Here is a 15,494-nt window from a genome sequence, read left to right on the forward strand (position 1 = left end):
TGGATGCATGGTGGGATTCTCAGAATCTACCACTATTATCCTGTAAATTATTTTCTGTATTTTCGGATATTTAGAAAATTATTTTCTAAAAGCGTTTACAAATTATTTTTATTTTGTTAGCCTATAGGCATTAAAAGGAAATCAATCTTGCGATAAGAGGAGTGGAGAACATGCAGCAATATGACGTAGTTGTCATGGGCGGAGGCATTTCCGGATCCATGGCTGCCATTGCCGCTTCCAAAACCGGAGCCAAAACGCTGATCGTCGAATCTCACGGTTTTCTGGGCGGTACGCTGACAGCTAATGGGGTAGGTCCCATGATGACTTTCCATGCCGGTGACAAGCTGGCGATTCAGGGATTCACCGATCAGCTCATCGAACGGCTCAAAAGACTCGGCAAATCTCCAGGGCATATTTTCGATACGGTAGGTTTTACATACTCCGTTACCCCGTTTGACGCCGAAGCCATGAAGCATGAGCTTGAGCTGATGGTCACGGAAGCAGGCGGTGATATCCTGTATCACACGATGCTGGCCGGTGTTCAGACGGAAAATGGGCGAATCACGGGTATTACGATATGTAATAAATCCGGCATCAGCAGGATCCAGGCCTCCGTCTTCATCGATGCCACAGGCGATGGAGATCTGTCTGCAGGCGCCGGTGTGGAATACACCAAGGGTCGTGAATCGGACGGCGCCACGCAGCCAATGACCTTGAAAATGAAAATGTACAACGTCAATATCGCTAAGGTCAAGGAGTATATTCATAGCCATCCCGAGGATTTCCCTCTATACAATGGGGATACCTCCATTATTGAGAAATCCCCCCGCCTCTCTGTCGGCGGCTTTGACAGCCTCTTCAAAAAGGCCAAGGAACGCGGCGAAATCTCCATCCCGCGCGAAAATATCCTGTTCTTTGAAACCAATAACCCTGGCGAAGTCATCCTGAATACAACCCGCATTCTCGGCCATGACGCGACCGATGCGCTCAGCCTGAGCCGCGCCGAAATGGAAGGCCGCAAGCAGTGCCGCGAGCTGGAGCTGTTCGTACGCAAATACATCCCCGGATTTGAGGATGCCGTCGTCGAATCCACGGGTCCGAACATCGGTGTCCGCGGTTCGCGCCAGATTAAGGGCGTTTACACACTGACCGCAAGCGATATTCTGGAGCAGCGCCTGTTCGAGGATACAATCGCCCACTCCGGCTACCCGATTGATATCCACAGTCCGGACGGCGAAGGAACCAAGCATCAAAAACTGGAATGGGGCGGCATGTACAGCATTCCATTCTCCTGCATGATCTCGGACTCCGTGAAGAACCTGATCGTCATCGGCCGCTGTATCTCGGCAACCTTCGAAGCGCAGGCTGCGATGAGAACCACGCCGACCACGGGCGCCATCGGTCATGGCGGCGGCGTTGCGGCAGCACTCGCAGCACTTGAAGGACAGAATGTGCAGGATGTGGACATCAAGAAGGTGCAGACGATTTTGAAAGAGCAAGGAGCTTATCTGGAAGTTTAATAGCAGCCCATTATCAGTACTTCATAGAAGCGAAAGTAGCAGAGGGGACGGAATCGATCTGAAGAAGCGATAGCGGTCGCCTTTGTCTCCGCATTTGCACCGCTAAGGTGCTACAATCCACAAATGTGGAGACAACAGCGATCGGAAGACCGAACCGTAACCGCAGCGATTAACTAACACAATGTTAATAGCTAATTTCAACATAGCAGCCCATTTGAGAGGGGAAATTCTTGTGACAACTGCAATGTGGTTCCAAGCAATCGGTATTCTGCTCATCTTTCTGGTGTTTGTAGGACTTATGATGGCGCGTAAGCTGCCAACTATTCTGGCCCTCCCTTGCATGGCGATCCTTTTCGCCATCATCGCTGGCGTTCCGTGGTTGTCGAATAATCCGGACGTGACATCTATCGCCAAAACCATCCTCGCCGGCGGTTCCATGAAACTGTCCGGCGCCATCGCAGGCTTGATATTCGGTGCCTGGTTCGGTCAGGTTCTGAACAAAGTCGGCATCACCAAATCCATTATCCGCAAAGCGGCCGAACTCGCCGGAGATAAACCTGTACTTATAGCTATTCTATTCTTTATTACCGCATCCATTATTTTTTCTGCTGCAGGCGGACTCGGCATGGTTATCCTGGTCGGTACGATCGTCATTCCGATTATGCTGACAGCAGGCATCTCCCAATTTGTCGCTTCTATTGTTGTCCTGCTGGCCGTTGGTGTCGGCTCCCTCTTCAATGTTTCCAACTGGGCCGTCTATGTCGATGTACTGGGCCTTTCCGTTGATAAAATTGCCAATTACACCTTGGTTGTAGCCCTCCCGCTGATCGTGATTTCACTGATTATGATCGTCTTCTATGTCAAAAAAGACGGCAAAGGCCGCAAAGCCTGGGCCATGCCTGCCGCAACACCCGGCGACAATAAAAAGGTGCCGGCGATTGCGCTGATCAGCCCGCTGGTACCGGTACTCCTTGTCTTCATCTTCAAGATCGATATCGTCCCGGCGGTTATCATCGGCGCGATTGTAACCATTCTGCTTACCTGGCCTAAGCGCCCGATCCATATCCTGTCCAGCGCGATGATTGAGGGTATTCAAGATGTTGCCGGCGCAATGGCGCTCATGATCGGTATCGGTATCCTGCTGAGCTCCGTTATGTCGCCACAGGTATCGGCGGTTATTTCACCTCTGATTGAGTCTGTGCTTCCAGGCAACCCGCTGATGTATATTCTGTTCTTTACGATTCTGTCGCCGCTTGCAATCTACCGCGGACCGCTGAATGTATGGGGTCTTGGCAGCGGCATCGCCGCCCTCTTCGTCACAGCCGGTATGACGCCGGTTGCCGCCATGCTCGCTTTGCGCGCAGTCAGCAACGTACAATCCGTCTCAGACCCAACGAATTCGCATAACGTATGGGTGGCTGATTTTACGAAGAGCGATATTAATGAGATTTTGAAAAAGACACTGCCATGGACGATGGCATCCGTGCTGATCTCCCTGATTTTCGGAGCTTTTATGGTGTTCTAGAGATAAAAAGCTATAAATTGAAGGTTCAATTTTTTATGGTTATTGATTAAAGGGTTCGATTTTGCAATTCGTTTTGTAGTTCGATTATAAATTTTTTATTATGAGGGTTCGCTTTAAAGAGGTACTCGCTTCAACGGAGGAGGCGGAATTATTCTGGAGAAGGAATAATCCGCATCCGGAGTAGTGCAGTAACACTAGAAGAATATCCGGAGTGCTGCAATAGCTAGCTGCAGAGATCAATTTATACAAATCGGGCAAAGCACATCTCGAGCGGTCCTTTGCCCGTCATCTTAGGAGGACATTATGGGGAGACAAAAGGTAAGAGTTGGCATTGACGTCGGCGGAACGTTTACTGACGCGGCTCTCATTGATAATGAGACATTTGAAGTCATCGAAAAAATGAAAATTCCGACCACTCACCATGATCCGGACGGCGTGGCGAAGGGGATCGTTCAAATTCTGAATCGAATTCTGGACAGCAAAGGCATTCTGCCGGAGGATGTCACCTTCATCGCCCACGGGACAACGCAGGCGACGAATGCGCTTCTGGAGGGTGATGTGGCAAGAGTCGGCATTATCGGGATGGGCTCAGGCCTTGACGGCCTCAGCGCACGCTCCGAATCCAATCCCGGGAATATCGAGCTGGCGCCGGGCAAATATCTCCATACCTATCATGTCTATCTCGATTCCAAGAATCTGACGGATGAACAGATTGAAGGGGCTATTGATGAGCTGGCGGGCCAAGGGGCCGAAGTCATCGTTGCTTCCGAGGCTTACAGCGTCGATGATCCTGCCAATGAACTGCGGGTTGTGGAGCTTGCGAACCGCAAGGGCATCTATGCCACGGGCGGCCATGAAATCAGCCAGCTCTATGGCTTGAAGACCCGGACAAGAACGGCAGTCGTCAACGCCTCCCTCATTCCGAAAATGATGGAAACCGCCAATATGACCGAGAAATCCGTGAAAAATGCCAACATCCAGTCACAGCTCATGATCATGCGCTGCGATGGCGGTGTGATGAGCATCGACGAGGTGCGCAAGCGGCCGATCCTGACCATGCTGTCAGGCCTTGCTGCCGGAGTTGCCGGAGCATTGATGTACGAGAAAATTTCAGACGGTATTTTCTTTGAAGTCGGCGGTACCAGCGTCGACATTTCCGTCATTAAGAACGGTAAAGTCATGATCAAGAATGCCGAGGTTGGCGGTCACCGCACGTACCTGCAGTCCCTGGATGTGCGCACGCTTGGCATCGCCGGCGGCAGTATGATCAAAGTGGCTGGCGGACGCATCACGGATGTCGGCCCGCGCAGTGCGCATATTGCCGGCAAGGAGTACGAGGCCTTCGCCCCTGCAGAGAATATCGCAGATCCGAAGGTGAAGTTCATCAGCCCCCGCGAAGGGGATCCGGCCGAGTATGCGATCTGTGAATGCGTGAATGGCAAGGAATATTCCTATACCCTTGCCGGAGCAGCGAATATTCTGAACTATATTCCAGACGGAGATTACGCCAAGGGCAACAAGGAGGCCGCTCTCAAAGCCTGGAAGGCGCTGGCCGACCATGTCGGTGTCAGCGTGGAGGAAGCAGCAAGACAAGCCATGAATATCGCGATCGACAAGACGATGAAGACCGTCAATGAAATGATTGACGATTATGAGCTGGACCGGACCTTCGTCACGCTCGTGGGCGGCGGAGGCAGCGGTGCGGTACTCGTACCGGCCATGGCGGAGCGCGAAAGCCTCAAATGCCAGATCGCCAATAATGCGCCCTATGTTTCAACCATTGGTGTGGCGCTGGCGATGGTGAAGGAACAGCTTGAACGAACGGTCGTTAACCCGACCGATGAGGATATCAAGCGCATCCGCGCCGAAATTGTGGAACGCATCGTCAAATCCGGTGCCTCCGAGGATACCGTAGAAGTGACGATTGAGATCGACAATCAGAAGAATATTCTCCGCGCCATCGCCACCGGCTCCACCGAGCTGCGCTCCAAGGATTTGGCCCAGGAAGCTATATCGGTAGATGATATGAAGGTGATTGCCGCAAGCTCGATAGATCAGCCGGTCGAATCGACCATACTCGCGGCGCAAACGGGAAGGTGGAGCTTGTTTACCAGCGAGAGCGTGAAGAAATCATTTTTCGGTCTGCTGAAGAAGAAATCCAGCAGCGTCAGCGTGCTGGACCGCGAAGGCGTTGTCCGCTTCAAAAAGAGCAATGTGCATTATGCGAAGCTCAGCAAAGCGGCGCAGGAACCGCTGAACGATTTTCTCGATGATAACACCATCTACTCCGACGCCAACGCCACGCTTCCGAAGGTATTCGTTTTTTATAAGGAAAAGATGCTGGATTTGACCGGCATGCAGACCAAAGAGCAGCTCATATCCATCCTTGAGATCGAGACCGAGATGCTTGCAGCGCAGGATGAACTGCTCGTTGTGGCTTATCAGTAAACAGGTGTATTTTTATAATCCGTGTTGAAAAGGAGATGTTCCGGATGCCCGTTCTCCCCCTTCAAACCCTAACCGATGAATTACTGGGTTGCATGGAGCTGAAGCAGGACCCGCTTTTTCATAAAATTCCGGAAGCAAAGATTCCGTATTATGTTCATGAGTCGCTCCGGTTCGGACGTCATGCAGCGGCATCATACAAGGACAGCAGCATCCGCCGGATGTGCGAGGACGCCGGACTTCATTATGAAGTGACGAACGCTTCCGGTGAGTATCATAACGTCTCCTTTCGCGCACAGATCGATTTCACCAAAAAGCAGCCTGAAATTATTCTTTACGCTTCCTCTCTGCAAGGAATGCAGCGGGTATGCCGGGATATCCTGGGGAAGCCGACCAGCGCAGCAGAACCGGACATGGAGCGCTTGATCGATATTCATTTGGCTCATGAATTCTATCACTGGCTGGAGTACCGGGATGCGGCATTTACGAATGAGAGATTAGAGCCTATCGAGGTCTTTAAGCTGGGGCCATATACGAAGAGATCCACTGTGGTACAATGCAGCGAGATCGCCGCACATGCTTTTTGCAAGGAAGTTCTGGGCCTTCCCTGCCTGCCCAATCTGCTGGATTATGCTTACTTGATCGAAGAGAAACACATGCAGGCCGAAGCGTTCGAACAGCAGCTCGAAACTTGCAAATTATGGATATAGCGTACTCTCAATACCTCACTCGGTGTGATATAATGGGGAAATCTAGCGGAGATCACCGGACTCGTCATTTCCAGCGTTAGATCAGGAGGAGGTATCATGTCTTCACAGGTTCCGGCCGTTATCGCAAAAATTGTATCCCAAACCCAAAAATTGACTTATGGTGAGAACCAGATTGCCAATTTTGTCATACACAATCCGGATTTTATTACGCGTAACACGATTACGTCCATTGCCAATGAAATCGGCGTATCGGAAACAAGTATTAACCGGTTCTGTAAAAAGGTTGGCTTTAAGGGCTTTAACGATTTCAAAATCGCCTTTGCCCAAGATGCTTTTTACCGGGATATGCAGGCCAAGAAAAAGGAAAGACGGGAAATCAACCCGATCGATGCGCTCGCGCTCGATTATAACGAGCTTATCGTTAATACGTCTGCGCTCGTCACTGAGGATCAGCTCCACCGTGTGGTGGACATTCTGAAGGGGGCAAGACGAATTTATATTATCGGCTTGTTCGATTCTTATCTGGCCGCGATTGCCCTGAAGAATCGTCTGTCGATCATCGGCATGATGGCCGAGGCGGTGAATGACAGCCGTGCCATGAAGATCGCCGCCGCGCAGTGCGGCAAGGAGGACGTCGTCGTCGCCTTCTCCCGCTCCGGATCAACGAAGGAAATCGTGGACACGGTAGCCATTGCACAGGTCAACCAGGTCAAGACGATCTCGATCACCTGTTACGATTCGTCGCCAATCACGGAGAACGCGGACGTGAACATCATCGTGCCGGATAAAATTTCGGTCAACAACAGCGCGCTGATGTCCAATCATATCACCTTCCTGTTCGTCGTGGATTTGATCATGAGCATCTTCATTTCTTCGGACAAAACGTATTTGAAAAAGAAACTCGACAGTGAAGCCGTGCTTGCGAGCGATCTGACGATTACGAATTATTTTTTGTAGCGTGAAAATAGAAGAGCGCCCTTCCACTGATGGAGGGGCGCTCTTGCGTTCTTAAGTTATCATCATTATTTTATTATCAGATCAAAATGTTATACAGATTTGAGTCCTTGTTCAGCTCGGTAAACTGCAGTCCCTTGCGGTTCATGCGCTCGATCAGCGGGATGTAGTCCTCTTTACTATTGAGCTCGATGCCGACAAGTGCCGGGCCGTTCTCTTTGTTATGCTTTTTGGTATATTCGAAGTTCGTAATATCGTCACCAGGGCCGAGAACGTCCTGGAGAAATTCACGTAATGCTCCCGAACGCTGCGGGAAATTGATCATGAAGTAGTGCTTGATTCCTTCGTACATGAGTGAGCGTTCCTTGATCTCCTGCATCCGATCGATGTCGTTATTACCGCCGCTGATAATGCAGACGACATTTTTGCCTTGAATTTGTTCGCTGTACAGATCGAGAGCCGCCACCGGCAGCGCACCTGCTGGCTCTACCACGATCGCATTTTCGTTGTACAGGTCGAGAATCGCTGAGCAGGCCTTGCCTTCCGGTACCTTCACGATATCATCAAGCTTGCTGGAGCAGATGGCGTACGGCATGTCCCCTACTCTTTTAACCGCAGCACCGTCTATAAATTTATCGATTTCCTTCAGGGTTACAACCTCTTTGCGCAGCAGCGCTTCGCTCATCGATGCAGCTCCTAAAGGCTCCACGCCGATCACCTGTGTGGAAGGACTTACGGTCTTGATATACGTGCTCACGCCTGCTGCCAGGCCGCCACCGCCGATCGTGACGAACACATAGTCCGCCGGTGCGTTCAGGCTCTCCATGACTTCCATCGCGATCGTCCCGTTGCCGGCAATGATTTTTGGGGCATCGAACGGATGGATGAAGGTCAAGCCCTGTTCCTCACATGCCTTCATCGCTTCCTCGGAAGCATCATCGAACGTGTCTCCAGTCAGGACGACCTCCACATTGCTGCCTCCAAAACGCTTCACCTGCTTCACCTTCTGGTTCGGCGTTGTGCTTGGCATATAAATTTTCCCCTGGATACCCAGTGCATTACAGGAAAAAGCTACGCCTTGGGCATGGTTGCCGGCGCTCGCGCATACGATGCCATTGGCCAGCTCTTCGGCAGATAAACTGCGGATCATGTTATATGCGCCGCGGATCTTGAAGGAGCGCACCACCTGCAGGTCTTCCCTTTTCAGATAAACATTACATTTGTATTTCGCCGACAATACCGCATCATGCTGCAGCGGCGTACGTACGATAACCTCACGCAGCATATGATGCGCACGTACAATGTCCTCCATGGAAACCATGTTCTCGATATTCTCACCTGATGGTACGGTATTCGGTATCTGGGCAGTCGTTTCATGCAGATTATCCTTCATTTTTTCTCCTCACTCCATGAGCCCTCTTTTTAGTTGGTTCAGGGCTTTATTCAAATCATCACTGAAATGTTTGTTACACAGTACCGTACCTTTTTTACGGCCTTTTTTCAAGAGCGATTGTCCGTTTATCCTTCAAGGAGCAGCAAAAAACCTCCCGTCCACTACCGGACAAGAGGTTTAGTTATAGTTTTAGAAACGGTTATCGAGCCAGTCGGAGGCTGCGTACAGCTCCCTTTTGCTCAGCTGATGGCCCTGGTTATCCCAGTAGAGCTGAACTTCCGCGCCTGCTCCAGCAAGGAGAGATTCCAGCTCTTCCGTTTCGGATACGGAACAGAGCGGGTCATTTTTGCCTGCGCCGATGAAGACCGGAACTCCGGTCAAATCCGGCAGCTGTTTACCGCGCAAAGGCACCATCGGATGCAGCAGTACAGCGCCCCAGAGCGCATTTTCGTAATGGAACAGCAGGCTCGCCGCAATATTGGCGCCGTTCGAGAAGCCAACCGCGATCATGCGGTCGCGTTGGAGTCCATACTCTCGTGCCGCTTCATCCAAAAAGTCATTAAGCTCTTTCGTCCGCAGAACGAGATCCTCTTCATCAAATACGCCCTCCGCTAATCTGCGGAAAAAGCGCGGCATACCATTTTCCGACACATTGCCGCGAACCCCCAGCACGGAGGACTCCGGCGACAGCATCTCGGCCAGCGGCAGCAGATCATGCTCATTTCCGCCAGTTCCGTGCAATAGAACCAGTACCGGCGCGGCCGGATCCGATCCTTCTTTGAAAATATGCTGCATGCTTAAATTGCTCATTTTATATTCCCTCCACTTCACGCACTTCAATCTTCGGTAAACCCTGTTCAATCAAATCCCGCTGCGGTTCATACCATTCCGGCAGCATCAGATGCGTACCAAGCTCATCATCGGCCTCATCACGCGCAAATCCTGGAGGATCCGTCGCGATTTCGAACAGAATACCACCCGGTTCACGGAAGTATATCGCATTGAAATACTGCCGGTCAATCACCTGCGTCGGCTGAAACCCGATTTCTGCCAGCAGCTCCCGCCACTGCTCATGCTCTTCATAATCTTTGGCGCGCCATGCGATATGGTGAACCGTGCCTGCACCGGGATTGCCCAGATTACATTCGCAGCATTGACATCGATGACATTACCGATATCCCCAAAGCCCTGAAAACGAACCAGTCCATTTTCTTCTCCCACACGCTGAAGCCCTAGGACCTTTTCAAGCACCATCATCGTATGCTCAGACGAGACGCTGCTCAGCATCGCACCGCCGAAGCCCTTAATGGCATGCTCTACAGGAATTCCATTAAAGGACCAGCGGCTAGGCGTTCCCTCCCCGCGTTCTACGAGCTCAATCTGCAGACCCGACGGATCGGAAAAACGAATGAAATGTTCCCCAAAACGGGAGACGGATTCATGGTTGATTCCGAAGGAATCCAGCCGTTTACTCCAGAAGTCCATACTTCCTTTAGGCACCGCGTATACGGTAATGCTCACCTGTCCGCCGCCGATCTCGCCCGTTCTTGCGTTTTCTTGCGGGAAGAAGGTAATGATGGTGCCCGGACTTCCGTTTTCATTGCCAAAATACAAGTGGTATACTTCCGGGGCGTCAAAGTTAATGGTTTTCTTCACTAGACGTAGTCCCAATACACCGGCATGAAAATCGACATTTTGCTGGGCATTATTTACGAATGCCGTGATATGATGAATGCCTGCTGTTTTTAACATATCCTTATTTCCTCCTTATGATCATTATTTCTTTAATTTAAGATTATTAATTATATAATATATCAATTAGAGATATATATCAAGTGTTTAATGTGTTTGATTAATTCCTGTTCATGTTTTTAAAGATGAGGTCGCACTGAAGTCCATGAAGTCCATATCTTCTTATATCTCGAAAAAAGCCTCGCAGCTTCCAGCATCTTGGAAGTACGAGGCCTTTATTTTAGTTACATGATCTTAGACGAGCGCTTTCGCGGCGATATCCGTCCGGTTTTGCTTGCCGCTGAACGTAATCTGCTCTGCCTGCTCATAAGCTTTTGCGCGGGCCTCGGCAATGCCGGAACCCAATCCTACGACACCAAGCACACGGCCGCCATTTGTCACATACTGACCTTGTTCATTCCGGGCTGTGCCGGCATGGAACACAAGCGCATCTGCTTCGTTTCCGGACGCCTCTAGTCCCTCGATTGGAAGCCCTTTGGGATAAGATGCCGGATAACCTTCGGAAGCAAGCACGACGCAGACCGCAGCCTCATCGCTCCACTCGATTTCCACATCGGACAGTGTTCCATTCACCGCAGCGAGAAATATGTCCAGCAGATCGCTCTCCAGACGCGGCAGCACGACCTGTGTTTCGGGATCACCGAAACGGGCATTGAATTCAACCGTTGTCGGCGTTCCATCCGGCTGTATCATCAAACCGGCGAACAGTATACCGCGGAATGGACGGCCTTCAGCCACCATGGCCTTAGCCGTTGGCTTGATGATATTCTCGATCGCATGCTCGATAATTGCCGGATCAATATGCGGCAGAGGCGAATAGGTGCCCATGCCTCCTGTATTGGGACCGCGGTCGCCGTCGAATACCGGCTTGTGATCCTGGGCAGCTGGCATTGGACGTACCGTTTCCCCATCTACAAAAGAAAGGATCGACATTTCCTGTCCCTCCAGAAACTGCTCAATGACAACCTGTGCTCCTGATTCGCCAAATACTTTGGCAACCATAATGTCATGCAGCGCCTGCTGCGCTTCTTCCATCGTTCGTGCCACGGTCACGCCTTTTCCTGCCGCAAGTCCATCCGCTTTAATAACAATCGGGGCTTTTTGCGTATCTAAGTAGGCAAGAGCCTCCTCATAGCTGTCGAATTTCTCATAAGCCGCAGTCGGGATATTGTATTTGTGAAGCAGATCCTTCATGAAGGTTTTGCTGCCTTCGATTTCTGCCGCATTCTTGCGTGGTCCGAATACCGGAATTTCCTTCGCTTCGAACGCATCGACAATCCCATCCGCCAGCGGATCATCCGGACCGACAACCACCAGTCCGACTTGTTTCTCGGCTGCAAAGGCCGTGAGCTTGTCGAATTCATTCACAGCAATCGGTACACACTCCGCAATCTGCCCGATCCCGGCATTTCCCGGTGCGCAGTAAATACGGCCTGCCTTTGTGCTTTTATTCAGCGCCCATACGATTGCATGCTCGCGGCCTCCGCCGCCAATGACCAAAATATCCATGTCCGCCTCCTGTTCCTATCCCGGTTATATTTCAGGCTCCACCCAAGCTGCCTTCAAACTGCAGCAGGCGGAGCCCGTTTTCAATCTCATATGTCTTCTCTATTTATGACCATTCTGGCCTTTATCTCTATGGATCAATTAGTGTTTAAAATGTCTCACGCCGGTAAATACCATGGCGATGCCGTATTCGTTTGCCACTTTAATGGACTCTTCATCCTTGATGGAGCCGCCTGGCTGAATGACGGCGGTAATGCCTGCTTTCGCTGCAAACTCAAGCGTGTCGCCCATTGGGAAGAATGCATCGGATGCCAGAACGGAGCCTTTGGCTTTCTCTCCTGCCTGTTCGATGGCTATTTTGGCCGAGCCAACACGGTTCATTTGTCCCGCGCCGACGCCTACGGTCATGTTGTCAGCGGCAAGAATGATCGCATTTGATTTCACATGCTTAACGACTTTCCACCCGAAGAGAAGCTGCTTCAGTTCCTCTGGCGTAGGCTGACGGTCGGTCACGACCTTCAGATCAGCCGCATCCAGTGCATGGACGTCGCTTTCCTGCACGACCATGCCGCCGTCGATGGATGTCACGACATAACTGCTCTTACGCTCACGGGAAGAGCCGAATTCACCCATTTTTAGCAAGCGGATGTTTTTCTTTTTCGTCAATATTTCGAGCGCTTCCTCGGTGAAGTCCGGTGCAAGCACGATTTCAAGGAAAATCTCGCTGAGCAGCTTCGCCGTATCGCTGTCGATCATACGGTTCGCAGCCACGATGCCGCCAAAGATTGAAGTTGGATCAGCGCTGTATGCCTTTTGATAGGCCTCCAGGATGCTTTCGCCTACACCCACACCGCAAGGATTCATATGCTTAACGGCTACCACCGTTGGCTCGTCAAACTCTTTCACGATTTGCAGCGCTGCATTGGCATCATTAATGTTGTTGTAGGAAAGTTCTTTGCCATGAAGCTGCTCAGCTGTCGTCAACGTGCCTGCAGGAGCCAGCGGTTTGCGGTAAAACGCAGCTTTCTGATGCGGATTTTCCCCGTAGCGGAGGTCCTGAATTTTTTCGTAGGTCACTGTGTAGCGCTCTGGGAGCGGTTCGCCAGTTACATTCGACATGTAATCGGAAATAAGGGCGTCGTATGCGCCAGTATGGCGGAAGACTTTGGCTGCAAGCTGTTTGCGTGTATCAAGGGTTGTATCCCCTTGTTCGCGGATCTGCTGAACAACAGTACCGTAATCATCGGAATCCACAACCACGGTCACAAACGCGTGATTTTTGGCTGCCGAGCGGAGCATGGTTGGACCGCCGATATCGATATTTTCAATCGCGTCCTCATACGTTACATCCGGCTTGGCGATGGTTTCCTGGAAAGGATACAGGTTAACGACAACCAGATCGATATAATCCAGTCCCAGATCCTTCATCTGCTGCTGATGCTCTTCGCTGTCACGAACGGCCAGCAGTCCACTGTGTACCGCAGGATGGAGAGTTTTGACACGGCCGTCCAAAATTTCAGGAAATCCCGTCACGTCGGAAATACCGATGACTGGCACGCCTTCTTTCGCCAGCAGACTCTTCGTTCCGCCTGTCGAAATAATTTCCACGCCGAGTGTAGACAGCTCACGGCAAAAATCTACGATGCCCTTCTTATCCGAAACGCTAACCAGAGCTCTTTTTATACCCACAATATGCTCCTCCTTTATAGTTGAGGCTAATGCAATCCTGCTTATCGCGATTCATTGACCCAATATATAGATCATATCTTCCGTTTACGTTGATATATTGAGTTTAATAAGCTGCTATCCGGCTTGCCCTAATCCCCTCGCGTAAAAACGCTAACTTTCGATGGACCGTTATTTATTTCCCGAGAAATATCGAATGCACGTACCCAGAGAGCCTACGTTTGAAACCTACTTGCTGACAAAAAATTAAAATAATTACGGGATGCGCCGAACTTGTCGTCTCAGCAATGTTCCTGCTTAACCTTTCCTCGCTACCGTCACCTGTCTGCCTTCAAGCTGCACAAGACCTTCGGCAAACCAGGAGACAACCTCTGGATACAGCTCTCTTTCGACGCCATGCACAGCCTGGGCGAACGACTCAGCCGTTTCTCCAGAGACGATATGAATCGCCTTCTGTGCGATGATCGGGCCTGTATCCATGCCTTCGTCTACAAAATGAACGGTGACGCCGCTCAGCTTCACGCCGTAGTCCAGCGCTTGTCCGATGGCATTTTTGCCCGGGAAAGCAGGCAGAAGAGAAGGATGAATGTTGATAAGACGTCCTTTGTACTGATGGACGATAACCGGCGTCAACAGCCGCATATACCCCGCTAGCACCACCAGATTCACCTGCAGCTCTTCGAGCCGCAAGACAATTTCATGCTCATAAGCTTCACGCGACTCGTAATCCTTGGGATTAAATTGATGGGTCGAAATGCCAAGCTGCTCGGCACGCCGTACTACGGGTGCGGAAGGCTTGTCACAGACAAGCAGCGCAATCTCCGCTCCGCCGAGACGGCCTGCGCTTGCCGCTTCCGCCAAAGCTTGAAAATTGCTGCCCTCGCCGGAAGCAAACACAGCAATACGATAAGTGCTCATTAAACGTCAGCTCCCGTAAAGGTCACGACCGATTCACCTGAAGTAACCTTTCCGATGATATACGCCTCTTCGCCTTGCTCCTTCAACAATCCGACTGCCTTCTCCGCATCCTCAGCTGCCACGACAAGCACCAATCCAATGCCCATATTGAAGGTGGTAAACATATCCCGGTTTGTAATGCCGCCTTTGCTTTGCATCAGCTCGAATATCGGAAGAATCGGCCAGGAGCCATATTCGATGTCGACATTCACATCATCAGGCAGCATCCGCGGAATATTTTCAATAAACCCGCCGCCGGTGATATGTGCCATGCCTTTAATCTGCAGCTTTTCAAGCAGAGCAAGCAGCGGTTTGACATAGATTTTCGTAGGCTCGAGAAGTGTATCTCCCAATATGCCGCCGAGCTCAGGGATCGAATCATGCAGGCTGTATCCCTGCTGCTCCAGCAGCAGCTTCCGAACGAGGGAGAAGCCATTGCTGTGTACTCCGCTGGATGCCAGGCCAATCACGGTGTCGCCGGAAGCGATCGTGGAGCCGTTGATGATTTTGCTCTTGTCGACCACACCCACCGTGAAGCCTGCGATATCGTATTCGCCTTCCGAATACATGCCAGGCATTTCTGCCGTTTCGCCGCCGATCAAAGCACAGCCGGATTGATGACAGCCTTCAGCGATACCTGCAACGATCGCTTCGATCTTTTCAGGCACGACCTTGTCACAGGCGAGATAATCCAGGAAGAAAAGCGGCTCTGCGCCCTGAACGATAATATCGTTTACGCACATTGCAACCGCATCGATGCCGATGGTATCATGACGGTCCATGGCAAAAGCGATTTTCAGCTTTGTGCCAACCCCATCTGTTCCCGATACGAGCACAGGCTCCTCATACTTATCCTTGTTCAATCCGAACAACCCGCCAAAACCGCCAAGATCGGTCATGACTTCAGGACGGAACGTCCGCTTCACATGCTTCTTCATGCGCTCTACCGCTTCATTGCCTGCCGCAATATCGACACCAGCATTTTTATAGGCCTCTGACACTTCCCACGACACTTCCCTTCAGCAAAGTATTTATCACTTTCGTTC

The 15,494-nt window shown here is 51.0% G+C and carries 11 protein-coding genes and 1 pseudogene; 5 read left to right on the forward strand and 7 right to left on the reverse strand.

Annotation, left to right across the window (positions count from 1 at the left end; translation table 11 throughout):
* Window positions 1-170 precede the first annotated feature (170 nt).
* The 5 genes from KJS65_RS27300 to KJS65_RS27320 all read left to right on the forward strand — a co-directional run bounded on the left by KJS65_RS27300 (window position 171) and on the right by KJS65_RS27320 (window position 7,157).
* On the forward strand, window positions 171-1,520 hold the full coding sequence (locus tag KJS65_RS27300) for an FAD-dependent oxidoreductase (RefSeq protein ID WP_213652967.1): 1,350 nt from the start codon (window positions 171-173) through the stop codon (window positions 1,518-1,520).
* A gap of 232 nt (window positions 1,521-1,752) precedes the next feature.
* The gene (locus tag KJS65_RS27305; RefSeq protein WP_213652968.1) at window positions 1,753-3,045 is read left to right on the forward strand and encodes a transporter permease; all 1,293 of its coding nucleotides are present in this window, start codon (window positions 1,753-1,755) and stop codon (window positions 3,043-3,045) included.
* 303 nt (window positions 3,046-3,348) lie between these two features.
* A complete protein-coding gene (locus KJS65_RS27310) occupies window positions 3,349-5,493 on the forward strand; it encodes a hydantoinase/oxoprolinase family protein (RefSeq protein ID WP_213652969.1) in 2,145 nt (714 codons plus the stop codon).
* A gap of 44 nt (window positions 5,494-5,537) precedes the next feature.
* Window positions 5,538-6,200 carry a hypothetical protein gene (locus tag KJS65_RS27315; RefSeq protein WP_244864890.1) on the forward strand — a complete coding sequence of 221 codons (663 nt, stop codon included), beginning with the start codon at window positions 5,538-5,540 and terminating at the stop codon, window positions 6,198-6,200.
* Window positions 6,201-6,296: 96 nt separating this feature from the next.
* The gene (locus tag KJS65_RS27320; protein ID WP_213652971.1) at window positions 6,297-7,157 is read left to right on the forward strand and encodes a MurR/RpiR family transcriptional regulator; all 861 of its coding nucleotides are present in this window, start codon (window positions 6,297-6,299) and stop codon (window positions 7,155-7,157) included.
* Between the two features lie 76 nt (window positions 7,158-7,233).
* Here KJS65_RS27320 and ilvA read toward each other — a convergent pair whose 3' ends face one another.
* The 7 genes and pseudogenes from ilvA to purM form a co-directional block, all read right to left on the reverse strand.
* A complete protein-coding gene (gene ilvA / locus KJS65_RS27325) occupies window positions 7,234-8,475 on the reverse strand; it encodes a threonine ammonia-lyase IlvA (RefSeq protein WP_213653009.1) in 1,242 nt (413 codons plus the stop codon).
* 261 nt (window positions 8,476-8,736) lie between these two features.
* On the reverse strand, window positions 8,737-9,342 hold the full coding sequence (locus KJS65_RS27330; protein ID WP_213653010.1) for an alpha/beta hydrolase: 606 nt from the start codon (window positions 9,340-9,342) through the stop codon (window positions 8,737-8,739).
* 16 nt (window positions 9,343-9,358) lie between these two features.
* Window positions 9,359-10,299 (reverse strand): annotated as a pseudogene (locus KJS65_RS27335) (ring-cleaving dioxygenase).
* A gap of 234 nt (window positions 10,300-10,533) precedes the next feature.
* Window positions 10,534-11,808, reverse strand: coding sequence for a phosphoribosylamine--glycine ligase (purD, locus tag KJS65_RS27340; protein ID WP_213652972.1), 1,275 nt, complete (start codon window positions 11,806-11,808; stop codon window positions 10,534-10,536).
* 138 nt (window positions 11,809-11,946) lie between these two features.
* A complete protein-coding gene (gene purH, locus KJS65_RS27345; protein WP_213652973.1) occupies window positions 11,947-13,494 on the reverse strand; it encodes a bifunctional phosphoribosylaminoimidazolecarboxamide formyltransferase/IMP cyclohydrolase in 1,548 nt (515 codons plus the stop codon).
* A 294-nt stretch (window positions 13,495-13,788) separates the two neighbouring features.
* Entirely contained in the window at window positions 13,789-14,409 is a 621-nt protein-coding gene (gene purN, locus KJS65_RS27350) for a phosphoribosylglycinamide formyltransferase (RefSeq protein ID WP_213652974.1), read from the reverse strand.
* Window positions 14,409-15,449, reverse strand: a complete 1,041-nt coding sequence (purM, locus tag KJS65_RS27355) for a phosphoribosylformylglycinamidine cyclo-ligase (protein ID WP_213652975.1) — start codon at window positions 15,447-15,449, stop codon at window positions 14,409-14,411. Before purM ends, purN begins: the two co-directional genes overlap by 1 nt.
* Window positions 15,450-15,494: the final 45 nt, after the last annotated feature.

It is taken from the genome of Paenibacillus sp. J23TS9, assembly GCF_018403225.1.
GTDB lineage: Bacteria > Bacillota > Bacilli > Paenibacillales > Paenibacillaceae > Paenibacillus_AQ.

What these genes read in the sequence shown, in the direction of transcription:
- purD (WP_213652972.1), bottom strand. Translation starts at nt 11,808, where the DNA reads ATGGATATTTTGGTCATTGGCGGCGGAGGCCGCGAGCATGCAATCGTA.
- KJS65_RS27315 (WP_244864890.1), top strand. Translation starts at nt 5,538, where the DNA reads ATGCCCGTTCTCCCCCTTCAAACCCTAACCGATGAATTACTGGGTTGC.
- purN (WP_213652974.1), bottom strand. Translation starts at nt 14,409, where the DNA reads ATGAGCACTTATCGTATTGCTGTGTTTGCTTCCGGCGAGGGCAGCAAT.
- KJS65_RS27310 (WP_213652969.1), top strand. Translation starts at nt 3,349, where the DNA reads ATGGGGAGACAAAAGGTAAGAGTTGGCATTGACGTCGGCGGAACGTTT.
- KJS65_RS27300 (WP_213652967.1), top strand. Translation starts at nt 171, where the DNA reads ATGCAGCAATATGACGTAGTTGTCATGGGCGGAGGCATTTCCGGATCC.
- KJS65_RS27320 (WP_213652971.1), top strand. Translation starts at nt 6,297, where the DNA reads ATGTCTTCACAGGTTCCGGCCGTTATCGCAAAAATTGTATCCCAAACC.
- KJS65_RS27330 (WP_213653010.1), bottom strand. Translation starts at nt 9,342, where the DNA reads ATGCAGCATATTTTCAAAGAAGGATCGGATCCGGCCGCGCCGGTACTG.
- ilvA (WP_213653009.1), bottom strand. Translation starts at nt 8,475, where the DNA reads ATGGTTTCCATGGAGGACATTGTACGTGCGCATCATATGCTGCGTGAG.